The following is a 23,712-nucleotide window of genomic DNA, read 5'->3' on the forward strand; positions in this document are numbered from 1 at the left end:
TTGCTTGACTACCGCTTCGTGCGAAGTGCGAAGCTGCGAGTAGTTGTTTCCTTGGGGCTGACGTTGGGGTGCTATTGCAATGTGTGGCCGTCGGATAGCCGATTGCAGTCAGTGGCACATCTGCGCGCACGAACGAAAGTGTCGACGCATTCGCGCGCCAGCGCCAATCCGCCGAAATGGGCCATCCATATCAGCTGGACGGATGCAATTCGTCGCGCGCCGTCCGACAATGCACCCGATACGTTCGCCAGGCCATCCGCCCGTGAGCTCGGGCTGTCGCGCTTATCTCCCTGCGCGGCGAGGTAACGCGGGACTTGCACGGACTAGTCAGAAGCGACTCGGTCGCTGCGTCGAAGGAAGTTGGTGATCAGACGGGTGGGTATGCTTCGGTTTGATGCGGCCCATCGGAAGGACCTCTACGGGAAGGTGGCTGCAGGAGCACACCGCGTCGCTTTGCGCTCAGCGCATGAAGAGTCCGCCGTTGATATCCCAGCACGCGCCGTTGGCAAAGTAGGCATCGGTGGACGCGAGCAGCACGGCGACATCAGCTATATAGCTCGCGGAGCCAAGGCGGCCTACCGGAATGCCCGCAATCACCTCATGCAGTTTCTGCGCCGGTACGCTTTCGTGAACGACAGCCAGATCGAGCGGACCCGGCGATATTGCGTTGACGGTCACACCATGCGCGGCGAGATCGCGCGCAAAAGTTTTAGTGAGCGTGATGGCGCCGCCTTTGGCAGCGGCGTAGTGGGCGCCGGTAGCGGAGCCGCCGTTCTGTCCCGCGAGCGAGGCAATGTTCACGATGCGTCCGGCGCCTTGCGTCGCAAAGTGCTGCCCGAACACCTGACAGCCGAACAGCACGCTGCGCAGATTAACGTCCATTACCTCGTCGAATTGCTCGGCGGTGATATTCATTGCGGGTACGACCTTTGATGCGCCCGCATTGTTCACGAGCACGTCGATCGCACCCCAGCGGTCGAGCAGCGCATCGCGTGCCGCCTCGAAATCTGCCTTCTTCGTCACGTCGAGCTTCAGTGCGAATGCGCTCGCTGCGTCGGTGCTCAGTTCGCGCGCAAGCCTTTGCGCGGCATCGACAGCGATATCGGCCAGCGCGACGTTGTAACCGGCATGATGAAAGCGGCGCGCCACCACTTCTCCCAGCCCGCGGGCAGCGCCGGTCACGAGCACGACTCTCTTCGTCATGGTGTCGGTTCTTTCAATCCGCATTGCAAGCGAGCATTGCTTCGATGTATGCGGCGACGGCGCAAACCGTCTCGTCGTCGCCGCGTCGACCGACAATCTGCAACCCCGCCTTGAGCGACATCCGGTCGATCGGAACCGGTAGCGTCAGCGCCGGATGGCCGCTCAGATTGAACGGCCGAATAAGCGACGACATTGCGATCACCGAAGTGCCCGCTCTCGCGGCCTCTGTCGTGATAGGCAGCGACGGCAGCGTCGGAAGAATGAGGACGTCCGAGTCTTCCAGCACGCGGTCGACCTGGTCCGTGAAGACGCGACGGATGCGCTCGGCTGCAACGAGTTCGGAGGCCCGCGTGTTCGCGGCGGCTTTCAGGCGGGCCGTGATGTCTGGGCCGAGTTGTCCGCCACCGACGAGATGGCCAAAAGCATGCCATGTCTCGGCGTTGATGACAGCAAGCCCGGCCGCGAAGGCGTCAGGCAGGGATTCGAGCTGTACGACACGCGACGCCAGTCCGCTGCGTGCGACGGCCGCCGTCACGGCATCGCGGATTTCGCCGTCGGATTCGACTTCAGGCAGCGCGACGCGCAGTCCGGTCACGTCGCGGCGTGACCGGCCGCCCTGGAATGACGCATCGATCGCGAGCATCACGTCGATGATGGTGTCCATGTTGCGTGCAAAAGGACCGACACAGTCGAGCGTTGTCTGGCGCGGCGCGACGCCTTCGCGCGACACGCGTCCGAACGTCGGCTTCAGTCCTATGACGCCGCAGCATGCAGCAGGGCAGCGTACGGAACCGCCGGTATCGGTGCCGAGGGCCGCATCGACCAGCTTCGATCCTACTGCCGATGCCGATCCGCTCGACGAACCGCCGGGAATACGAGCCGGGTCTTGCGGATTGACGGGCGTCCCACTGAAGTCGTTGATTCCTGTCATGCCGAACGCGAGTTCGTGCATGTTCGCCTTGCCGGTAATGCGCCAGCCTGCATCGAGAAGACGCTGCACGACTTCTGCATGCCGCGTCGCGGGCGACGCATCGGCAAGCGCGCGGCTGGCCGCGGTCGTCGGATAGCCGGCTACGTCAATGCTGTCCTTGATTGCGATCGTCGGCGCATTGGCAGCGGCGTGCGAAGCGAGATCGAACATCCGCAGAAAGGCACTCATGCATGGACTCCTTGCGCGGGATTCATTTGCCAGGGCGCGTCGAAAATGCGCTCCGTGCGGAAGTGACGAATCAACCAGACGTCTTCACTGTGCGGGGAAGGATTAAAGTCCACTTCGAGCCGCGCCGCAATGAATTCGGCTTTCGCATCGACATAGCCGGATGCCTGCAACATGATCCAGCGGCCCTTCGCGGTGTCGGCTTGCACCTCAATATGCTCGCTCGTGAGAAAGTGAAGGTTCGTCGCAAAATGCGGCGTGGGCGGCAGGTAACGCTGCAGCATCGTGACGATAGCGCTGGGCCCCTGCAAGCGGCCGAACTTGTCCGCATACCGGGGACCGATGCCTTCCCACACGGCATCGTCGCTAAAAAGGGTCCTCAGCGATTCACCGTCCAGTGCGCGAGCCGGCACATCGCAGAGCGCCATGTATCGGGCAATGGTCTTGCGAACCGCGTTGTGCGCTTCCAGCAGGCGCAAGCGCAGTTGCAGGCTCTCAATGTTCGTGTCACTCATGACTCACGCCTTGTTGGTCACGGCTGGCGGAACCGTCAGCGCACGGCCGACGCGCGCTTCGATCTTGCCGTAGCGCCAAAGGTTGTATTCGCCCACAGGCGTCGTGCGATACAGATTGCAGACCGCAACGGCAGTCTCGAAGTCGGCGACGTCGGCCATGATGTAGAAGGTCCACAGTGCCCCTTCGGCGTTGCCGACGACAAGCCGGTCGTCATCCATGACACCCAGCACTCGTACGTTTTCCATTGCATCGACGGCACTGAGCATCTTGCCGTACGCCTGCCATACATCGTCGATTTGCTCACGCGGCAAGTCGAAGAAATTCTGAGTGACTCCGCAGCAGAACAGCACACGCAGCGGCAGGCAGCGAGTATCGAATGTCATTTTAGTTCCTCACGAGCAGAACGACATGTCCGGCGCCCGGATCACGGCAAAGGGTGCTGATTGCGTCTGACGTCGACTTAGCGGCCCAACGCGCGCGCGGTCTTTCCGCCCAAGCCGAAATCGGTATTGGGAATGTCTTTGATCATGACGCGCGTGGACTGCAAGGGCACATCCAGGACGGAGGCGCTGATCTCTGACAGATGCCTGATCAACGCTTCTTTCTGCGTCTCCGTGCGGCCCGCAATCAAGATCGCGACGATGACCGGCAACGCAGCGGGCGACAGCTTTCCGCCCAGCCCGATGTTCGAGGCGGGTAACTCCGACAGCAGGATGCGCACCGACTCGGCGGGCGCGCCGATGGCGTCGACGGTCGCTTGAGTCAGACCGTGAATGAGCGATGCCTTGCGCTCGTCGGAGTGACCTTGAGGCAGATAGACTTCGAGTGTCGGCATGGTCGGATAGGGATGGAAAGTCAAAGCAGGAAGCCGATGGCGCTCAGTGCTTCGGTCGAGTTGATCAGGCGGATAACTTTCTCGACGAGCAGCGGCTGGCCGTTGGCCATGCTGATCTTATGCGTCAGATCCGCCGCGAAGATCGTCGACACGCCGCGCTTATACGCAATCATGATCTGCGAGGACTTCACTTCGACGAGGTCCGCGCTATCCGAAGACCGCGTGAAGCGCGACACGGTGCGCACCGTACGCGCGGCGTCGGCGGCGGACGCCGAATAGCCGGACGCCATGCGCTGCACACGCAGTTCGCGCATGTGCTGGTCGTCGAATGCGTAATTCAGTGTCGCTTCGTAGTCGGTCGTATCGGGGTCGATAGGTACCACGTAGATGCCATCGGGGTCCCACAGTTCGAGCCACGCGCGGTAATCGCGCCGGTCCAGAAGTTCGGCTTCGCGCCAGATAAATTCAATCGCGCGGGCGAAGGTCTGGTCAGAGAGAAGTGCGTTACGGTCGTCCATCATGCTTGCTCCATCATTGCGCGCCATTGTCTATAGGCTTCGCGCATGCCCGTTTCGTCGGTGGCGTGCGCAGTTTTCTCGCCGTTCGGCGCGGTCGTTTCGCGATTCAGCCCGCGGTTCACCAGGATAGGTACGTCGGGGCCTGCGTATGAGCCGCGCTGCACGCGTTCCCATGCTTCGGCATCGTCGGGGCTGCCGAAACCGAACGGGCCCTGGAAGTGTTCGTGCATGCGCAAGCGCGCACGATTGGCTTCTTCGGGGCCGCCGTCCATCCCTAGTGCGACGTGGCGAATTTCTGTTTCCACCGCGGAAATGGGGCGAAGCACGCGGAAGAAGGCCATCGACAACGCGAGGTTCGGAAACAGATTCAGGTTGAAGCCGACGCCCATCAGCGAACGCACGACGCGGCGCACTTCTTCCGCCGTGTGTTTTTCGGCAAGCTGCGCGGCGAGTTCATTGAATCGTTCGGGCAGCGGCGCACCGTCGTCCTGATCGAGATCGACGAGTTCAGGCATGAGTACGGCCACGCTGTGACCGTTGCCGAGCGAGCGGCAAAACGCCTGGTCGCTCGTCATGAAGCTCGTGATGGCGGCGGCCGTTTCATCGTCGATGGACTTCATCCAGGACTTGTGCACGACAGGAAAGTGATACAGGTCCGTCGTGTTTTCCAGCTGGATCTTCCAGTTGCCCTTGAACGTGAACTTATGCTCGTTGTTCGCCTTGATCGGATAGCCCGCGCCTTGCTTCATGAACAGGTCTATCCATGGCTTTGCACCGCCGAGAAAGTCTTCGAGCGTTTCGATGTCTTCGTTGAAGCTCGCGAAAATCAGGCCCTGATAGACGCCCACGCGCAGCTTCTTCAGCGGCAAATCGCCTTTCTCGCATACGCCTTCATAGCCGTCGCCATAGGGCAGCGCGCGCAGCGTGCCGTCGAGCGCGTATGACCAGCTGTGATACGGGCACGTGAAGCCTTTCGCATTGCCCTTGTGCTCTTCGCACACGGTCGCGCCGCGATGACGGCAGCGATTCTGAAGTACGTTCACGGCTCCCGTTTTGTCCCGCACGACGATGACCGGCTGGCGGCCGATGGTCGTCGTTACGAAGTCGCCGGGCTTCGGCAACTCGCTGTCGTGAGCGACCCACACCCACGTCTTGTAGAAGATGCGTTCGAGTTCTTCCTCGAAGAGCTGCGGATCGTAGTAGAGCGAAGGCGCAATGCGATCGGACTGCGCGCGCTTCGCAAGCGCGCTCGTGTCGATGGTTTGATAGGTCGGGGTACTCATCGTATTCCTGGGGAGAAGTTGAGTGGCTGTTTGAGCGACTAACACGAGCCTGGCCGTGCACTCGGCGCATCCTCTCGTTGACATCAGTCTCGCTTTTCGAAGATCATGCGTCAAATCGATTAAAAACGGATCGCTCAATAAGTGCGGCCGATATCTGGAACTGCCTGCCATGACCTCCATCGACCACATCGATCTCAATCTTCTGCGCGTTTTCCAGGCTATCGTCGAGGAACGCAGCCTGACGCGCGCGGGCGAGCGACTCGCGCTCTCGCAACCGGCGGTCAGCTATTCGCTCGGGCGGCTGCGCACCTTGTTCGACGACACGCTGTTCATCCGCACGCGGGCGGGCATGCAGCCCACGCCGGTCGCGCTTGAGTTGGCCGAAATCGTCGGACGCGCGCTTGATACCGTGCGGCAGGCCTTGCGTTATGCCGAACGCTTCGACCCGGCGACGAGCACGCGAACATTTCGCCTGTCCCTGTCGGATGCGGGGGAGATGGCCTATCTTCCATCCATCTGCGCCGCGTTACGCGACGCCGCGCCGCGCGCGAAGCTGGTTGTGGAGCCATTGCCCATTGAACAGATAGAAGAGGCGTTGCGCTCGAGTCGACTGGATTTTGCGATCGGCAACTTGCCGTCACTGCTGCCGCGTACGCGCCATTGCGTGCTCTTCGAGGAGTCGTATGTGTGCATGACGCGCGAGCGCGACGATCTGCCCGAAGGCAAGAAGCTCAAACTCGAGCATTTTCTTGCGGCTTCGCACGTCCAGGTCCGCTCGATCGAGCACAGTCATGACGCGCTGGACGACGCGCTGCGGGGACAAGGCGTGGGGCGCAATATCGCATTGGCGCTACCGCATTTCGTGGCGGTGCCCGGCGTGCTGGCTGCAACGGACTTGTTCGCTACGCTGCCGGAAAAGCTCGCGCATATCCTCAATCGAGGCGACGCGTTTCGCATCTATGCGATGCCGGTGCCGCTGCCGAGAGTGGCCGTGACCATGCACTGGCACGAGCACTTCCACGAAGACGAAGGCCTCGCGTGGATGCGCACCCTCATGACCGACACCCTCGCGAGCTTCAAGAAGATGTGAACGCGCTCAGAGGTCGAGCACGAGCACAGGTGAGCGAGAGCGCGACACGCAGCAACAGATTACGGTATTGCTCTCGCGTTCTGCTTTGCTGAGGCAGTGATCGCGATGTTCGGGTTCGCCGCTCACGACGTCGACCATGCATGTACCGCACACGCCTTCGCCGCACGACGTATCGACTTCGATGCCGATCGCAGCGAGCGCGTCGACGATCGACGTACTCTTGTCGACGCGAACCGTTTGTCCGCTGCTTGCGAGCTGCACCTCGAAGCTGTCGAGCGACGTTTCGGCCGCCACGGCGGGCTCGCCCTTGAATCGCTCGAGATGAATCGCATCCGCAGGCAGGCGGGCTTGTGCCGTCTCCACGACAGCATCCATGAAGGCGCTCGGGCCGCATGTGTAGACATGCGCGTCAGGACTGGCATCGCTGATACATTCGGCGAGCTTGCTACGCTGTTGATTCCGCTCGACGCCGAAATGCAGTTTCACGTGAGCACTGAACGGTGCGCGCGTCAGCAGCGTCATGAAAGCCGCGTGCGCCTCGCTGCGCGCGAAGTAATGCAGCGTGAAGCGCGCATCGGTCGCAAGGAGCCGATAGGCCATCGACAGCAATGGCGTGATGCCGATGCCCGCGGCAATCAGAATGTGCTCGCTTGCCGACGGGTCGAGCTGGAAGAGATTGCGCGGCGCGCTGACGGCCAGTTCGGTGCCCACCTTCACTTCTTCGTGAAGCGAACGAGAACCGCCGCGCGACTGCTCTTCCTTCTTCACCGCGAATATCTGCGTCTCGAGACAGGCGGGATCGCCGCAAAGCGAATACTGGCGTGTCACGCCCGAAGGACTGGTGACGTCGATATGCGCGCCCGGCTCGTAAGGTTCGAACGGCGCGCCGTCGATTCTGGAGACGCTGAACGACCGCACGCCATGCGCTTCCTCGCGCAACGCGTCGACTCGGACTTTCACGGTGTGAGCCTGCATGATCGCCTTCCTTCCGAGATGTTTTCCGAAACCATGCGTCGATGGTAGTCCCGGCCGTCGAATAAGCAAAATAGGCTAAAAATCGTGTGTCGCATCAACCTGACTGATGACGCGTTTCGCGCGTGAAGCGCAGTGTCACGACCGTGATAAGACTGAGCACGATGAGGAACACGGCCACAGGCCAGGACGCGTGATAGTGCGACAGCAGCGCAGTCGCGAGCAGCGGCGACAGACCGCCTGCGAAAATCGAGGCCACTTCATGCCCGAGCGCGACGCCGGAGTAGCGCACTTCCGTGCTGAACAACTCGCCGACGAGCGCGGGCAAGGTGCCGATCATCGCGCCGTGACAGACGGCAGTGCCGAGCACCAGTGCGAGCCAGATGAGCGGGGTCGCGTGCGTGTCGAGCAGCCAGAAGAACGGGAAGGCCATCACCGCAAGCGAAGCGGCGCCGATCATGTACACGGGCTTGCGTCCGATGCGATCGGAGAGCTTGCCCCACAGCACCATCGCGATCATTTCGACGATCATGGCAAGCATGACGCCGGTAAGCATCGTCGAATTGGGGATGCCGACGAACTTGCCGTACACGAGCGAAAAGGCGAGGAAGATATAGGCGCCGCCATTTTCCGCGACACGCAGGCCCATCGCCACCAGAATTTCCTTCGGATGACGCTTGATGGCTTCGAGCACCGGGATGTGCGATGTCTTGCCCGATTTCTCCGCGTTCTCGAAGTCGCGGCTCTCCGGCAGGCTGTGACGAATATAGACGCCGAGCGCAAAAATCACGATGCTCGCGAGAAATGGCAGACGCCATCCCCAGGAGATGAACTGCTCGTGCGGCAACGCCTGCACTGCGAGAAACGCCGCGGAGGACAGCACGAAACCGCCGCCCACGCCGAGCTGACTCCACGCGGCGTAATAGCCGCGCTTCTCGGGCGGCGCGTTCTCGCTGATCATCAGTACGCCTCCGCCCCATTCGCCTCCGGACGCAATGCCTTGCAGCAGGCGAAGTGCGACGAGCGCGGCCGGGGCCCAAAGACCGACGTGATTGTAAGTCGGCAACAAGCCGATGCCGAAGGTCGCGAAACCCATGATGAGCAGCGTCCAGACGAGCGACGCGCGCCGTCCGTAACGGTCGCCGATATGGCCGAACACGATGCCGCCGAGCGGCCGCGCGACAAAGCCCATCGCGAACGCAGCGAACGCGCCGAGCGTGCCGATCAGTGGATCGGCGTTGGCGGGGAAGAACAGCTTGCCAAACACGAGCGCGGCCGCTGTGCCATAGACGAAGAAGTCGTACCACTCCATCGCATTGCCCGCGACAGACGCAATGACGATACGTTTGAGGGCGCGATCCGGCGTTGCTGCGCTGGTTGCGGCGGTCGGGGTAGGAACTGTTGCCATGTCTGCTCGCATCGAAAGAGTAGGACTGCGGCCTTGAAGGCTTCGCATAGCAAGCAGTGTCGAGGCGAGTCAGACCGTCGTCAAATTTGCCGAAAAGACGTCGTGTTATCAGCGCAGCAAATGGACGTCACTCCTCGGACTGACGAAACATCGCGGAGATGGTCTCCCGCAACCACGCGACGCCAGGGTCGTTGGCAAACTGCGTGTGCGAGTGAATCTGTATTTCGATGGGCGGCAGAGCAAAGGGTAAGGGCAGAATCCGGAACGCCTTGCCACGATTGAAGCGCAGCGCAATGCTTTTCGGGAAGATAACGGCGAGGTCCGTGTTCATCACGATCTCGGGCGCCACGACGAAATGCGGCAACCGGACTACGACATCGCGCTTCAGACTGAGTTCGTCGAGCCATTGCTCGACCATGCGATGGCCCGTAGCGTTGGTGCTCGCGTAGACGTAGCGCAAGGCGCCCAGGTCTTCGCGCGTGGGCCGCGACGTGCCTAGGGGATGATCGGCGCGCACCACGCAGACATGCTCGTCGACGAATAAGGTTTGGCTCATGCACCCCGCGTCGAGGCCCGGCACGTAGCCCAGAGCAAGATCGATCTCCCCGGCGCGCATGGCTGCGCTCACGGATTCCACCGGAAGGTTGACGACTTCGATGCGAATGCCGCGGGCCTCGCGGTCGAGCAAGGACAGAAGCGGTGGCAGAAAAAAGAACTCCGACATGTCCGACATCGAGATGCGAAAGACGCGCCGTGCGGTCGAAGGATCGAACTTGGCAAGCTGCTGGACCGCCTCGTTGATGATCGACAAAGCCTGCGCGAGCGGCGGGTATAACCGGTGCGCTGCATCGGTCGGCACCATGCCGGTAGGCGTGCGCACGAAGAGCGGATCATCGAAGATGGTGCGCAAGCGCCGCAGCGCGTGACTGACTGCAGGCTGCGTCAACTGCAGACGGTCGCCGGCGGCAGTGAGGCTGCGCAGATCCCAGATGGCAAGGAACACGCGCAGCAGGTTCAGATCGGCGAGACCGACGTTCAGCTTCGTCATACGATTCACTCACGAACGAGCGCATGGTCCGCCATGCAGCGATCAATGTGTGGCGAGGTTACCGTATGTGCTGCGCATTGCAAAATGAGACGTGCCTCCTTGGTAGCGTGGCAAAGCATGGAAATCGCGGCGCATCAGGTCGCGCACTGGCGAAGCCAGCGCATCGGCGAGGGCGGACGCATCGTCGAACACGACCTTGTTGCGCTGCATCGCATCTACACGCGCGCAAGGTAAGCCGACGGTGCACTCCATGCGTGTATAAATTTCCAGCTCGCGCAGTGCAGGTAAAGTCGACATCAGCGGCGCGTGATGTTGCAGGTAATGCGCGAGCCATGTGTCGAAGTCTTCGGCCGGGCCTTCGTACGCGACGAGATACGTACACTGCTGTCCGCGCGTTTCGCGACCCGGCGTGGTCGACACGAGGGCTCGCACCGCCATGACTTGCTGCGTGAAACGCTCACATAACGACTGTGCTTGCAGTGCGCGGTGAATAGGGCCGTCGCGGCTCGCGGCCGCTTCGAGGCTGGCCAGTTCATCGAAATAGAGTTGCAGGACGCACGAAGGCGCATCGGTAACGGGCGCAATGCGCGGATCGACCCGTTGGATGATCGGCTCGTGCAAGATCAGTTTGCGCAAGCCTTCGATGTCCTGCAACGGCGCAACCTCAAGCAGCGATTCTTGTCCGCTCGCACCTATGAGAAACAGGCAGACTTGCATCGTCACGCCGCCTCGCAGGATGCGGCGCGCGCGAGCCGATGAAACTGCCGGCCGAAATACACCAGACCATCGCCGTCTTCGCATAGGCCGATGTGATCGACTTGCACGAAGAGCACCGAATGCGAACCGACCTTCTTACTGTCCACGATACGGCCTTCGAGACTCGCGATCGCATCGTCGAGCACGGGAAGTTGCAGTGCGCCCGGCCGTGAGCCGCAGCGCGCGAAGCGTTCGTCCATTGAGCAACCATCCATGCCGGCGAACACGCGCGCCAGTTGCTGCGCGTGCGCGCCCAGCACGTTGATGCAGGCTCGGCCGTTATTGAGCAACACGTCGTGAACGTAGCTCGACTGATTGATGCAGACAACCATCGTCGGTGGCGTGTCGGTCACCGAACATACGGCGCTTGCCGTGATACCGCAGCGTCCGTGCGGGCCGTCGGTCGTGATGACGTTGACGGCCGCGCCGAGCGAGGCCATTGCGTTGCGAAACTGCGCGCGCGCTTCATCGTGAGTCATGGCTGATGTCCTTTCAGGGTTCGCTGGTTCAGGGATACGGCGTGACGGGCGGAATGCCGACGAAGATCGCGCCCGATGCGTCGTAGTTGCCTTCGCCGAGGAACGCGTGTTGCGTGACGACGATCGAATCGCGTACCAGACGTTGCATCCGGTTCTCGCGATAGATCGCGCCGATGCCCGCCATCTTGTACGCTTGCATCACAATATCGGCGCAGGTGTGAGCCGCGTGCGTCGCGGACAGACGCAGCAGGTTGGCTTCTGCGGGCAACACCGGATCGCCCGCGAGCACCGTGCGCCACGATGCTTCCGCGGACTCGAAGAAGAAAGCCCGCGCGCTGCGCAGTTGTGCTTCCGCCTGCGCGAGCCCCGAACGATAGTAGGCGCGATCGGCAAGACGCGGCGCGCCGGTCGTGGTCTTCGTTACTCCGGACATCCCCGCCAGCAGGTCGAGCGCAGCGCGCGCCAGGCCGATGTTCACTGCGGCATGCACCTGCGCCTGATAGGCGACGGCGGGATACCGATACAACGGTTCATCGATTAGCGGCGTGCCGCCGCGCACGAAAGTCCATTGCTCCTCGACGTATTTGTCTTTGAGACGCAGATCGTGGCTGCCCGTGCCCTGCATGCCGACCACGTTCCAGTTATCGACGATGTCGACTTCGCTCGCGGGGAAGACGGCAGTGAAGGGCTTGCCGGCGTTCTTGTCGTCCGCGCCGGCGGGTGCGCCGCCGATTCCGACGCCGATCCAGTCCGCCCCCTTGCAGCCGCTCGCGAAGCGCCATTGTCCCGATACGAGGAAGCCGCCGGGCGCACGTTGGGCCTTCTGCAGCGGATACAGGCCGCCCGCGAAGACCTGATCGGGACCGGTCGCATAGATCTGCGCCTGCGTCTCGATTGGCAGTGAGGCGAGGTACGTGTTGGCGGAGCCGAACGCCGCGACCCATGCGGTCGAACCGTCCGCGATCGCGATGCGTTCCAGGATTTCGAGGAAGCGCGCAGGCGGAAGCGCGTCGCCGCCGAAACGTTTGGGCGTGCTCGCGCGGAAGATGCCCGCGCGCTTCATCTTGCCGACCATATCGCGCGGCACGTGAGACAGGGCGTCGAACTCGTCGCGGCGGCGCTCGACTTCCTCGATCAGCGCATCGAGCGGCAGCGGTCCGGCGTACACGGGGTAGTCGTTTTGCGAATCGATGATCGATTCGCCTTGAAGGGCTTGCATAAAGGATACCTCTCGGTGGATGTGTGTCGATGTCATTCGGGCTGGCGACGAAGAGCGGCGCGCATCGCTTTGGGATACGTCTCGCGTGCGATCAACGTGGCGGCGACGGTGATGAGGCCCAGTACGCCAAGGTAGATGGCGACGGGCACGGCGCTGTGATAGTGGGCGAGCAGTGCGGTGGCGATCATCGGCGAGAGGCCGCCGCCGAGTACGGAAGAGACTTCCCGGCCGATACCAAGTCCGGAGAAACGCAGATGCACTGGCAACATCTCGCTAATGAACGCGGGCTGCGCCCCTTCGAGAATGCCGAGCGTGATGCTGTTCGCGAGAACGAGCGCCGCAACCACCTTCCAGTATTCGCCAGAGCCGAGCAGCGCGAAATACGGCCATGCGACGAGCACGATGGCGATTGCGCCGGCGAGATACACGGGTTTGCGTCCGACCTTGTCGGTCACCCAGCCGAAGAAGAGCGACACCGGGATCATGAGCAGCATGGAAATGCACAGACCGCTCAGAACCCAGCTCGACTTGATGCCGAGAAACTGCCCATATGCGATCGAGAACGCGAAGAAGAGATAGGACGCCGCACCCTCGCCGAAGCGCAGGCCGAACACGGTGAGCACTTCGCGCGGACATTGGCGCAGCACTTCGATGACAGGCATGCGGCTCTCGTGGCGCGTCGCCTTGACTTCGGCGAACGCGGCGCTTTCTCCGACCGAGCGGCGCATCCACAAGCCGAGAAGAACCAGTGCGGCGCTTGCGAGAAACGGAAGGCGCCATCCCCAGCTCTGAAAGTCGCCCGTCGGCAGGTTCTGCACCAGAAGAAATGCACCGGTTGAAAGGACGAAGCCGAGTGCCGCGCCGCACGGACTCCATGCCGCGAGCGCCCCGCGCCTCGATTGCGGCGCGTTCTCGTGGATCAGCAAGATACTGCCGCTCCATTCTCCGCCGGCGGCCAGTCCCTGAAGAATGCGCAGCAGAACCAGCATCACGGGCGCCGCAATGCCGACCTGCTGATACGTTGGCAAGACGCCCATCAGGACCGTGGCGGTGCCCATCGTGAGCAGGGTGAGCATCATCACGGCCTTGCGACCGTAACGGTCGCCGATATGCCCGCATAGCACGCCGCCGATGGGTCGCGCGATGAAACCTACGGTGAAGCCGCCGAATGCGGCGATGGTGCCCGTGAGCGGATCAGTGCCGACCGGAAAGAACAGCTTGCCGAAGACGAGCGCGGCAGCCGTTCCATACAGAAAGAAGTCGTACCACTCGAGGATCTGGCCGAGTACTGCAGTCGTGACCGCACGGCGCACGTTGCTTGGACGACGGGCCGCTCGGCTTTGAGCCAGCGTGCCCAGATCGGAATTCAGAGCTTCAGGGTTCATGGTGGGGGAAGACATGAGGTGATGGTTCCCGCTTCCCTGATGCTCAAGAAGCGGCGCGAATGGTATCGATGCGATGTGCCCACGATATGAGCGTCGATAACCGCGGTCAAATTCGAGACAAAAATGCACGACATGAATCTGATGCATGTGCTTCGTGTGTCGTACGTAATAACCCTTGCTTTGAATGACATATCGATCGCGCTTATCGCCAGTCATGCTTTTGGCTTATTTGCCGTGTGAAACGGGCGACAGCAGACTGCGTGGCGCATCGCAGTCAGTCCCGCAATGAGCCTTCATTGCGTCATTCAACAGAACCACTCGCATGGAATACGCACGTATGAGACTCGCCCTGGCAACTTCTCTCGCGCTGCTCACAGTTGCAGGCACGGCGCAGGCACAAAGCGCGGTGACGCTGTACGGCATCGTCGACGATGGCTTCAACTGGACCTCGAACTCCGGCGGTCACAATCTGTACAACCTGTCGAGCGGCGTCATGCAGGCAAGCCGTTGGGGGCTAAGGGGTAGGGAAGAGCTAGGTGGCGGGCTTGCTGCACTGTTCGTACTCGAGAACGGCTTCGATCTCAACAACGGCTCGCTTGCGCAAAAGAATCGCGGCAGCACCCAGGGTCTGATGGTCGGTCGCCAGGCGTACGTGGGCTTGTCCAGTGCTTTGGGCACCGTGTTGCTCGGTCGTCAATACGATTCGGCCGTCGACTATGTGGGCCCGTTCGAGTCCGGGACCCAGTGGGCGGGATATATCGGCGCGCATCCAGGCGATCTGGACAACCTCAACAACGCATATCGCGTGAACAACGCGATCAAATTCGTTAGTAAGGCATACGACGGAATAACGTTCGGCGGCGTCTACAGCTTCGGTGGCGTGGCAGGGGCGGTTTCACGCAACCAGCTGTGGTCCCTTGGAGCGGGCTATGCGAACGGACCGCTTACGCTGGGCGTCGCTTATCTGAATGCGCGCAACCCGAACGTCGGCTTCTTCGGTGACAACGGCGCGAGCACGCCGCCCACCGCGAGCGCGAACTTCATTTCGTCGCCGGTATATAGCGGCTACGCGTCGGCGCGGACGTATCAAGTCGTCGCGGCTGGCGCGGCGTACGCATTCGGCGCGGCGACGCTGGGTGCGACATACACCAACGTGCAGTTCAAGAACCTCGGCGATACGGTGAACTCCGGACCCAATCCGCGCGGCTACGCCGGCGATGCAATCTTCAACAACGTGGAAGTGAACATCAAGTATCAACTTACACCGGCGCTCGTGCTCGGCGCGGCGTTCGACTACACGAACGGCGGCGACGTCGATTCGGCCTCCGGCAACAACCCGGGCGCGAAGTATTACCAGGGCGCGCTCGGCGCCGACTACTTTCTCTCGAAGCGCACTGACGTTTATGTGATCGGCGTCCACCAGAAGGCATCCGGTACCGACTCCACCGGCGCGGCGGCCGTTGCGGCAATCAACAATCTCACGCCGTCCACGAGTGATCGTCAAACCACAGTCCGCGTCGGCATCCGCCACAAGTTCTGAAGGGAACCGGCATTCGCGCCAATGCGTGACGTTCGCCGTTCGCCCAGTGAAGGAGGAGAGCCAGATGGGCGCTGAAGGCGCTGTTCCACGAACGTTTCCCGTTCCGGCTCGCTTTCCAAGCTGGCGCCACGTAGTTATCTGAGCTTAGTGTTGCAGCCCTGTTCGGCGGACCAGCCTTGGCTTTCATATCACATCTGGCACTCGGCCGACGCCACTTCGCCTCCCTTCGAAGTTTGGCTAAGGACGAGAGTCCATCATCGCGCGTAGCGGTCCTGGGTGACGTCGTAGCGGTAACGACAAGCCCTTGCCTGGAGCGGCGCGCTCCTATTCGGTCCGGAGCTATGACGTCGTGCAAGACGAGGGGTGGATGCCCGGGCGTTGAGCGGCCATATCCGATCAACGAACGGGCCGCTAGTTTGAATTGCCGCTGCTATTCAGAGGATTGACCTATAGGTCCCGCCCTCGACGCGCACTGCGGCGCCATTGGATGCGGCGCCTAAAGGACTCGCAAGCAACGCGACCATCGCGGCAATCTCGTCGGCTTCGATCATGCGGGCGATCAGCGAGCTTGGACGATACGTGTCGAAGAAGTGCGCTTCGATTTCTGCATCGGTCATACCGGGCCGAGGCGCGGTTTGCCGAAGACAGGTGACGATGCCGTCGGATCGCGTGGCGGAGGGCAGTACGCTGTTGACGGTCACGCCGGTCCCCTTCGTCAGTTCTGCCAATCCGCGCGAGACCGCGAGTTGAGCCGATTTGCTGACGCCGTAGTGCACCATGTCTGGCGGCGTGAACGCGCCGACCTCGCTCGACATGAAAATTACACGCCCCCAGTTCTTCGCAAGCATGCGAGGAAAGTAGTGACGCGACAGCCTGACGCCCGACATCACGTTAACGTCGATCATTCGCAACCAGTCATCATCGGTGATCTCGGCGAACGGCTTCGCTTCGTAGTAGCCGAGATTGTTCACGAGAATATCCGTTTCCGGTTGGGCATCGATCAGTTCCGCGACGCCGCGGTCGTCGCTCACGTCCGCGACGATTCCGTGCACGCTGCCGCGTGGCGCTGCCGTCGAGAGTTCGGCGACGGTTGCGTCGAGCTTGTCGCGTTGCCGCCCAGTGATCGTGACGGCCACGCCCTCCGCGGCCAACGTCCGCGCGATCGCCATGCCGATGCCGGCAGTTGCGCCGGTGACGATCGCGGTTTTTCCTTCAAGTTGCAAATCCACGGTTTGCTTCTCCTTTATTCATCGAGAAACCGGCATGGCCGGCCCGTTGCACGGCATTACTTGAGCCGCTTCAGCATTTCGCCGGCGACTTCCAACGCTGAGGCCGGGTTCTGTCCGGTGATCAATTCACGGTCGGTCACCACGTGCGCGGTAAACTGCACCGTGTTACTGCTATAAATGCCGCCCGCGCGTTGCAGTGCAGTTTGCGGATAGAACTTCATCGCGCCGCCGCCGAGCAGTCCTTTGGCTTGCTCTTCTTCCGCATTGCTGATCACAGTCATCCGGTAGCCGGCGTAGATCCATTTCGTGTCGCCGTCGCCCGTGTTGCCCGTCGCGAGTTGTCGCGTAAAGCCCGGTGCATCGGGCAGGGTGGACAGCAACGCGATCGGGCCGTGGCAAACGAGCGCCGTGGTCTTGCCGCGGGCGTGAAAGTCGGCCAGCAATCTGCCCACGGCGGGGCTGGTCAACAGATCCTGCATCGGCGCATGACCACCGGGAACATAGACGGCATCGAAGTGCGCGTATCCAATCTGTTCCACCCGCGACAGGCTGATTACCGGCGAATGCTCGCTCGACGCGATATGTAGCTGATCGAGCAAGGCCCGGTAGTCGCGCATTGCGTTGTCGTCGCCGTTGAAGTACATCTTGTCGGCCGACGTGACGTCCATCGTCGGCGCCTTGCCCTCCGGCGTAGCGAAGGTCACCCGATGGCCGGCATCGAGTAGCGCTTTCACGGGCTGCATCAGCTCGTTCAGGTAGAAGCCCGTCGCGAAGACCTTGCCATCCTTCAGGTCGAGGTGATCGGAATCCGACAACACCACGAGCACGTTGGCCGCGTGGGCGCCGTACGCTGCAATGCCGAGCATTGCCGCAACGGCGAGCTTGCGAATCGAATGCATCGCTTTCTCCATCGGGAAGTTTCAGGCTTGTCGGGAACGGGTGAGCAACAGATGACGCATCGCGGCGCCCACGCCGGCAGCCGACTGCGGGTTCTGGCCCGTCACGAGCTGCCCGTCGACGACGACCTTCGCCGTCCAGTTCGGTGCGGGTTGGTGAACGGCGCCGCGTTGCTTCAACGTGCTCGCGAGCAGAAAGGGGACGACGTGATCGAGCTGGACCGCGCGTTCTTCTTCGTCGGTGAATGCGCTCAGATTCTTGCTGGCGACGAGATATGTACCGTCGGCAAGCCTCACGTCGACGAGTGCGGCCGGACCGTGACATACGGCGCCGACCACGCCACCCGCTTCATGGATCGTGCGCGTCACCCGCTCCACGTCGGCATTGCCGGGAAAGTCCCACATTGCGCCATGACCGCCGGCAAAGAAGACCGCCGCATATTTCGACGCGTCGACGTCGCCCGCCCGCCGCGTGTCGCGTAGTGCGTCGCGGAACGCCGCATCGCTCCAATAGCGCGCATTGATTTCGTCGTTGAGATCAAGCCCGTCCACGGGCGGTTCACCGCCCTGAATCGATGCGAATTCCACGGGAATGCCGGCCGCGTCGAGTTCGGCCAGCGGATGCGTCACTTCGCCGAGGTAGAAGCCCGTCGGCTCGCCGGTCGAGCCTTTCTTTGCGTGGCTCGTGAGTACGAATAGAACCGGCAAACCCTGCCGGTCGCGATGTTCGCCATTCATGCTGTGCTCCTGGATTTCAATGGGTGACTCGACGATGCAGTCACGACGCACGCACTTTATTTGGCTCTTACGTGGAGATAAACTGGCGCGAAAGTAAAGCTTTTGTTCTCAGGGGGACAAGATGGCGCGTAAATTCGACCATCTCGGCGACGTGGAAGCATTTGTAACGGTGGTCGAAAAAGGCTCGATGACTGCCGGCGCGGTGGCATTGGGCAGCACGCCTTCCGTGTTGAGCCGCGCCATCACCCGCCTCGAGGCCCGGCTGGGTACGCAATTGCTGCGTCGTTCGACGCGGCGCTTGAGCCTGACGGAGCACGGCAGGCTCTATCTTGAGCAATCACGCGCGGCGTTTCTGCTGATAGATGATGCCGAGCGGACCATTCAGGGGCGGGGAGGCACATTGACCGGCCATGTCCGGATGAGCGTGCCAACGACGTACGGGCACTATCGACTGCCGCCGCTACTTCGACGGTTCACGCGGGAACACCCGCACGTTCGCGTGGAGTTGAACATCGCGAACCGGAACGTCGATCTCGTGGCCGAGGGCTTTGACCTGGCGATCCGTCTGGGCGAATTGCCGGACAGCGGCCTGGTCGGGCGCAAGCTTGAGGACGCGGCATTGTGCCTGGTCGCATCGCCCGAGTACGTCGCTCACGCCGGCATGCCGGCAACCGTGGCCGACTTGGAGCACCATCTGTGTCTACCGTTCATGCTGCCCAGCAGCGGCCGCATCGCGCCGTGGGTGTTTCGTGACGGCGACCAAGACATCGATTGGCTGCCGTCTTCGAATGTCGCGGTGTCCGACGATGTACTTGGTGTCGTTTCGATGGCGCAGAGTGGCGCCGGAATCTGTCAAACCTATGACTTCATCGTTCACGATCGGATCCGGGCCGGGCATCTCGTCGAAGTGCTGCCCCATCTGCGGGGCCGCACACGGCCGTTCTCGGTCATTTATGCGCCGCATCGACGCCTGTCGGCCGCCTCCCGGAACTTGATCGATATGCTGATAACTTCGACGGCCGGGGCGTGACCGCGATATGGTTTGAGTAAAGGCATTGAGCATCGGCCGATCCGGCGTATTGGCCGCGAACGGCGAGTCGTTCGCGACGGCGAAAAGCGGCTGCCGACTCGCAACGGACGTTCGCCGATGCATTGCACGATCGCCCCAATGGCGGTCGCACTGTGCAAACGGCCATTGGATGGCATGCGGTGCGGCAACGATACGACGCTGCGCCCACCGACGTTACGTAACATCGAAGCATTCGTAGCACGAATGTAACGAAAACGGCGCCGCTCATGGGCGCGAAACGAGTCGGCCCCGGTCGCGGACGGTCGGCGCGTGAGCACGTGCAGCTTGGGCCGACGGTGTGGGTTGCCGGGCCGTGCACATCCATGGCATGAATAGTGCTGATCGTTTCCCGGTCCTCAATCGAACATTCCATCGCCCGGACCGCGAGGAGACCATCATGTATCGAACCCGCATTCTCACGTCCGCCGCGGTGCTGGCCGCTGTCGGCGTGCTGACCGCTTGCGGCGGCAGCGACGTCACCGCGCCGTCGAGCACGTCCGCCAATACCGGCGGCACGACCGTTACCGCCAACAATCCCGGATCGGGTGGCGTGAGCGACGGTGGCTGGAGCACGAGCGGCACGTCCGGCACGCCGGGCACGCGAGGCGTCGTCAATACGGCGGGCGCGCTTGCCGTCACGACCGGCTCGATCGTCGGCGACGTGACGCTGCCGGGCCTCGGCAACGGCGTGACGCGCAGCGCCGGCGACACGATTGCCAGCGTCAGCACGATCACGCGCGCCGCGACAAACGCGCTCAGCGACGGGCTCGGGCAGATCGGCTCGACCGCCAATCCGGTCGGCACGACGGTGGCCGGCCTCGGCGACGTCGTCAGCGTGACCGCGAATCCCGTGACGGGCCTCGCGCAGACCGTCCGCGCGCTCGGTGCCGGACCGTTGGCGCCGCTCGCGCCCGTCACGACACCGGTCGGCGCGGTGCTCGACACCGTGGCCGGCGGCCTCGGCGCCGCGGGCGGCACGCTGGGCTCGGCGCTATCGTCGGGGCCGGTGCAGCAAGTCACGCAACCGGTCAGCTCGGCCGTCACGCCGCTCGTCATCACGGCCGGCCAGGCGACGCAGCAGATCGGCGCGACGACGGGCCTCGGGCAACCGGTGGGCAATCTTCTCGGACAGGTCGGCGGCGCGCTGTCGACGGTGGGCTGGCGACTGGGGGTTCCGACGCAGCCGGCGGTCGGCCCTGCGAGCCAGCTTGCCGCGGCGGCAGGCGCGCTCGTCGGTGCGATCGGCGATACCGTGACGAACGCGGGCGGACTGGTCAACTACTACGGTCCGAACGGCGTGGCACCGATTCCCGGTCTGATCGTGAGCGTTGCGGGCGCGACGGTCACGACCGTGAAAAATGGTCCGCCGGCAGGCGGTTCGGCTGCGTCGGGGCCGCTCGGCGGCGCGCTGTCGGGACTCGGATCGACACCGCTTGGATCGCTGACCGGCGCAATCGGCGGCACGGCCGGCGCGGGCGCGGCGAGCCCGCTCGCGCCGGTGGCCAATCTCGTGTCGACCGTCACGGGCTCGCTTGGCGGTGCTGCCGGTGCGGGCGCGGCGAGTCCGCTGGCGCCTGTGACGACCCTCGTGTCGGCGGTAACAGGCACGCTCGGCAGTGCGGCGGCCGGGGGCGCATCGAGCGCGGGCCCGGCGGCGATTCCCCTCGCGCCGCTCACCTCGCTGCTCGGCGGCGTGACCGGCGGTGCCGCGAAGTAACGGCGCACGGAACGGCAAGCGGTAGGGCGGCGTGCGGTGTGCTGCGCGCCGTTCATCGCTCGCCGTTGACGTTCGCGGTTCGCTGCACCGAGCGGCGGCCACTGGCATCCCGACCGCTCGAGTTTTCCCGTCGCCACTATCGTGCTGGATCCGACAAGGCCGCCGCGACGAGCAGCACGGCGCGGATGCGGAGCGCATTCGTGCTGGTGGCCGACGCGCGCAGAAGAATCGCCGTGAACCGGCGCCGCTGCTCGCGATCGCATCCCGGACGCGCGCTGCCCCTGGTTGACCGCCGCGATCACCTTCGAACGAATCAGGCGCGCACGCAGCACGTTGCGGCTGATCCCGGGCAACCGTACGGCGTGGACCTCGTTGCGGTGACAGAGCTCGAATGCGACGCGCGTCACCGTGTCCTCGATCCGTTCGGCAGGCTCTCGTGCGCGCCGCCGCACAGTGCGCACAGCATCTGCTCGAGCGCTACCAGAGCGGCTTGCGCACACCCCTTCAGCCGCGACCGGCGCGCATGACGCCGACAAGGTCAGGTCGGTGTCCCGCAACGCGTCGTCGTGGCACACCAGCAGTGCGTGCCGAATCACGTTTTGCGGTTCGCCGACATTACCGGGCCGCGCATGCGCTTCGAGCCGGCGCGCCGCGGCCGTGTCGATGCTGCGCGGCACGTCGCCGGCGCGGCTTCGGTATTCGTCGAAGAAGTGCCGGGCAAGCGGCAGGATGTCGACGGTCCGTTCTCGCCACGCCGGCACGCCTGCGCAGCAATCGTACTTTCGTTATCAGAAATCGATGTTTCCCGTTCGGCGCAAAACACTGAACACTTTGTCGAGCACGCAGCTGCCGGAACGCGGCGCCCGTCGTCGCGAACCCGACACGCCACCGGCGCGATACCGCGCCACTCGTCAACGGGAACATTGGATGAGCCACACCCTCAACGTCGTCGCCATCTCGGGCGGCCTGCAGCGGCCGTCGCGCACGCTGGCGCTGACGAACGCGATTGTCGCCGCGCTCGGCGACGCGCTTCCGGTCCACACCCGGCTGATCGAACTCGGCGAGATCGGCGGCCGGCTGGCCGGCGCGCTGAAGCGTGCGCAGGTGCCTCCCGATCTCGACGCGCTGATCCGCGCGATCGAGACGGCCGATGTGCTCGTCGTCGCGAGTCCCGTGTATCGCGCGTCTTACACCGGGCTCTTCAAGCATCTGTTCGACCTCGTGCATCACGAGTCTCTGGTCGACGTGCCGGTGCTGCTCGCGGCTACCGGCGGCAGCGAGCGCCACGCGCTCGTGATCGACCATCAGCTGCGTCCGCTGTTCAGCTTCTTCCAGGCGCGCACGCTGCCGATCGGCGTGTATGCGTCGGAGAGCGATTTCGACCGGTACGAAATCGTCAATCCCGCGTTGCGTGCGCGCATCGCGCTCGCCGTCGAGCGCGCGGTGCCGCAACTGCAGCCGCGCACGCCCGCCGCCGTGGCCGCGTAGCGCCGTTTCGTTTCTCCATTCGATCAGGAGCCCTCATGAGCATTCACGAACCATCAGCCGACGGCGTCAAATTCGCGTACTGGGTGCCGAACGTCAGCGGCGGCCTCGTCGTCAGCACGATCGAACAGCGTACCGACTGGAGTCTCGAATACAACCAGAAGCTCGCGCGCACCGCCGAGGCGGCCGGCTTCGATTACGCGCTGAGCCAGATCCGGTTCACGGCCGGCTACGGCGCCGAATACCAGCACGAATCGGTGTCGTTCAGCCAGGCGCTGCTGCACGCGACCACCAAACTCAAGGTGCTCGCCGCAATCCTGCCGGGGCCGTGGCATCCGGCCGTGGTCGCGAAGCAGCTCGCGACGATCGACCACATTTCCAACGGACGCATCGCGATCAATGTGGTCAGCGGCTGGTTCAAGGGCGAGTTCACCGCGATCGGCGAGCCGTGGCTCGAGCACGACGAACGCTATCGGCGCTCGAAGGAATTCATCCAGGCGCTGAAAGGGATCTGGACGCAGGACAACTTCACGTTCAAGGGCGACTTCTACCGGTTCAACGATTACACCCTCAGCCCGAAGCCGGTGCAGAAGCCGCATCCGGAGATCTTCCAGGGCGGCAGTTCGCGTGCGGCGCGCGACAACGCGGCCAGCGTGTCCGACTGGTATTTCACGAACGGCAATACGCCGGAGAACCTGAAGGCGCAGATCGACGACATTCGCGCGAAGGCTGCCGCGAACAACCATCGCGTGCGGATCGGCGTCAATGCGTTCGTGATCGCGCGCGACACCGAGGACGAAGCGCGGGCCGTGCTCGACGACATCATCCGGCACGCGCACGTCGAGGCCGTGCATGCATTCGGCGATGCCGTGAAGGAGGCCGGCAAGGCTTCGCCGGAAGGCGAGGGCAACTGGGCGAAGTCCACGTTCGAGGATCTGGTGCAGTACAACGACGGTTTCCGCACGAACCTGATCGGGACGCCGCAGCAGATCGCCGAACGGATCGTCGCGCTGAAGGCGATCGGCGTCGACCTCGTGCTCGCCGGGTTTCTGCATTTCATCGAGGAAGTCGAGTACTTCGGCAAGCGCGTGCTGCCGCTCGTGCGCGAGCTCGAAGCGCAACAGCAGACGGTGGCCGCATAAGGCCACTCGGCTGGGCGCTGCCGCCGGT

General features: G+C 63.1%; 23 protein-coding genes. 6 read left to right on the top strand and 17 right to left on the bottom strand.

From position 1 onward, the window contains the following. Nucleotides 1-459: 459 nt before the first annotated feature. From WK25_RS18215 to WK25_RS18245, 7 genes are all read right to left on the bottom strand, one after another. On the bottom strand, nt 460-1,203 hold the full coding sequence (locus WK25_RS18215; RefSeq protein ID WP_069242293.1) for an SDR family NAD(P)-dependent oxidoreductase: 744 nt from the start codon (nt 1,201-1,203) through the stop codon (nt 460-462). Nucleotides 1,204-1,216: 13 nt separating this feature from the next. After that, nucleotides 1,217-2,362 carry an amidase gene (locus WK25_RS18220; protein ID WP_038571424.1) on the bottom strand — a complete coding sequence of 382 codons (1,146 nt, stop codon included), beginning with the start codon at nt 2,360-2,362 and terminating at the stop codon, nt 1,217-1,219. Further along, nucleotides 2,359-2,874 carry a nuclear transport factor 2 family protein gene (locus tag WK25_RS18225; RefSeq protein ID WP_069242294.1) on the bottom strand — a complete coding sequence of 172 codons (516 nt, stop codon included), beginning with the start codon at nt 2,872-2,874 and terminating at the stop codon, nt 2,359-2,361. The genes WK25_RS18220 and WK25_RS18225 overlap by 4 nt, the downstream gene beginning before the upstream one ends. Nucleotides 2,875-2,877: 3 nt before the next feature. Then, nucleotides 2,878-3,258, bottom strand: a complete 381-nt coding sequence (locus tag WK25_RS18230; protein WP_038571427.1) for a hypothetical protein — start codon at nt 3,256-3,258, stop codon at nt 2,878-2,880. A gap of 77 nt (nt 3,259-3,335) precedes the next feature. Next, entirely contained in the window at nt 3,336-3,710 is a 375-nt protein-coding gene (locus tag WK25_RS18235; protein ID WP_069242295.1) for a tautomerase family protein, read from the bottom strand. A gap of 20 nt (nt 3,711-3,730) precedes the next feature. After that, a complete protein-coding gene (locus WK25_RS18240; RefSeq protein WP_069242296.1) occupies nt 3,731-4,231 on the bottom strand; it encodes an aromatic-ring-hydroxylating dioxygenase subunit beta in 501 nt (166 codons plus the stop codon). Continuing rightward, complete coding sequence (locus WK25_RS18245; RefSeq protein WP_038571433.1) at nt 4,228-5,511, bottom strand: aromatic ring-hydroxylating oxygenase subunit alpha; 1,284 nt, start codon at nt 5,509-5,511, stop codon at nt 4,228-4,230. Before WK25_RS18245 ends, WK25_RS18240 begins: the two co-directional genes overlap by 4 nt. 169 nt (nt 5,512-5,680) lie before the next feature. Between WK25_RS18245 and WK25_RS18250 the strand changes: the two genes are divergently transcribed. Continuing rightward, nucleotides 5,681-6,601, top strand: a complete 921-nt coding sequence (locus WK25_RS18250; protein WP_038571436.1) for a LysR family transcriptional regulator — start codon at nt 5,681-5,683, stop codon at nt 6,599-6,601. A 6-nt stretch (nt 6,602-6,607) separates the two neighbouring features. On the opposite strand, the gene WK25_RS18255 is transcribed toward WK25_RS18250, so the two are convergent. From WK25_RS18255 to WK25_RS18285, 7 genes are all read right to left on the bottom strand, one after another. Continuing rightward, a complete protein-coding gene (locus tag WK25_RS18255) occupies nt 6,608-7,576 on the bottom strand; it encodes a PDR/VanB family oxidoreductase (protein WP_038571438.1) in 969 nt (322 codons plus the stop codon). Between the two features lie 94 nt (nt 7,577-7,670). Further along, the gene (locus WK25_RS18260; RefSeq protein ID WP_038571440.1) at nt 7,671-8,981 is read right to left on the bottom strand and encodes an MFS transporter; all 1,311 of its coding nucleotides are present in this window, start codon (nt 8,979-8,981) and stop codon (nt 7,671-7,673) included. A gap of 127 nt (nt 8,982-9,108) precedes the next feature. Then, entirely contained in the window at nt 9,109-10,029 is a 921-nt protein-coding gene (locus tag WK25_RS18265) for a LysR family transcriptional regulator (protein WP_038571442.1), read from the bottom strand. Nucleotides 10,030-10,071: 42 nt separating this feature from the next. After that, nucleotides 10,072-10,746 (bottom strand): ethyl tert-butyl ether degradation protein EthD, encoded by a 675-nt coding sequence (locus WK25_RS18270; protein WP_174554683.1) that lies wholly within the window; start codon nt 10,744-10,746, stop codon nt 10,072-10,074. Between the two features lie 2 nt (nt 10,747-10,748). After that, nucleotides 10,749-11,264, bottom strand: a complete 516-nt coding sequence (locus WK25_RS18275) for a flavin reductase (protein ID WP_038571445.1) — start codon at nt 11,262-11,264, stop codon at nt 10,749-10,751. Nucleotides 11,265-11,292: 28 nt separating this feature from the next. Next, nucleotides 11,293-12,483 carry an acyl-CoA dehydrogenase family protein gene (locus tag WK25_RS18280; protein ID WP_069242297.1) on the bottom strand — a complete coding sequence of 397 codons (1,191 nt, stop codon included), beginning with the start codon at nt 12,481-12,483 and terminating at the stop codon, nt 11,293-11,295. Nucleotides 12,484-12,515: 32 nt separating this feature from the next. Beyond that, the gene (locus WK25_RS18285) at nt 12,516-13,868 is read right to left on the bottom strand and encodes an MFS transporter (RefSeq protein ID WP_069242298.1); all 1,353 of its coding nucleotides are present in this window, start codon (nt 13,866-13,868) and stop codon (nt 12,516-12,518) included. Between the two features lie 337 nt (nt 13,869-14,205). Between WK25_RS18285 and WK25_RS18290 the strand changes: the two genes are divergently transcribed. After that, nucleotides 14,206-15,408: a porin gene (locus tag WK25_RS18290; RefSeq protein WP_069242466.1), complete on the top strand. Its 1,203-nt coding sequence runs from the start codon at nt 14,206-14,208 to the stop codon at nt 15,406-15,408. Nucleotides 15,409-15,842: 434 nt separating this feature from the next. Here the strand turns inward: WK25_RS18290 and WK25_RS18295 are convergent, their stop codons facing one another. Genes WK25_RS18295 through WK25_RS18305 form a run of 3 tightly spaced genes read right to left on the bottom strand, consistent with a single transcriptional unit; the run spans nt 15,843 to nt 18,271 of the window. Continuing rightward, nucleotides 15,843-16,637, bottom strand: a complete 795-nt coding sequence (locus tag WK25_RS18295; protein WP_069242299.1) for an SDR family NAD(P)-dependent oxidoreductase — start codon at nt 16,635-16,637, stop codon at nt 15,843-15,845. A gap of 56 nt (nt 16,638-16,693) precedes the next feature. Continuing rightward, the gene (locus WK25_RS18300; protein WP_069242467.1) at nt 16,694-17,536 is read right to left on the bottom strand and encodes a type 1 glutamine amidotransferase domain-containing protein; all 843 of its coding nucleotides are present in this window, start codon (nt 17,534-17,536) and stop codon (nt 16,694-16,696) included. 21 nt (nt 17,537-17,557) lie between these two features. Continuing rightward, nucleotides 17,558-18,271, bottom strand: coding sequence for a type 1 glutamine amidotransferase domain-containing protein (locus WK25_RS18305; RefSeq protein ID WP_069242300.1), 714 nt, complete (start codon nt 18,269-18,271; stop codon nt 17,558-17,560). A 121-nt stretch (nt 18,272-18,392) separates the two neighbouring features. Here WK25_RS18305 and WK25_RS18310 point away from each other — a divergent pair, with 121 nt between their 5' ends. The 4 genes from WK25_RS18310 (at nt 18,393) to sfnG (ending at nt 23,684) form a co-directional block, all read left to right on the top strand. Further along, on the top strand, nt 18,393-19,301 hold the full coding sequence (locus tag WK25_RS18310) for a LysR family transcriptional regulator (protein ID WP_038571454.1): 909 nt from the start codon (nt 18,393-18,395) through the stop codon (nt 19,299-19,301). Nucleotides 19,302-19,737: 436 nt separating this feature from the next. Next, nucleotides 19,738-21,057 (top strand): collagen-like triple helix repeat-containing protein, encoded by a 1,320-nt coding sequence (locus tag WK25_RS18315; protein WP_069242301.1) that lies wholly within the window; start codon nt 19,738-19,740, stop codon nt 21,055-21,057. 927 nt (nt 21,058-21,984) lie between these two features. Continuing rightward, nucleotides 21,985-22,545, top strand: a complete 561-nt coding sequence (gene msuE, locus WK25_RS18320) for an FMN reductase (RefSeq protein ID WP_069242468.1) — start codon at nt 21,985-21,987, stop codon at nt 22,543-22,545. Between the two features lie 35 nt (nt 22,546-22,580). After that, the gene (sfnG, locus tag WK25_RS18325; RefSeq protein WP_038571464.1) at nt 22,581-23,684 is read left to right on the top strand and encodes a dimethylsulfone monooxygenase SfnG; all 1,104 of its coding nucleotides are present in this window, start codon (nt 22,581-22,583) and stop codon (nt 23,682-23,684) included. Nucleotides 23,685-23,712 lie beyond the last annotated feature (28 nt).

This window comes from Burkholderia latens, from assembly GCF_001718795.1.
Lineage (GTDB): Bacteria > Pseudomonadota > Gammaproteobacteria > Burkholderiales > Burkholderiaceae > Burkholderia > Burkholderia latens_A.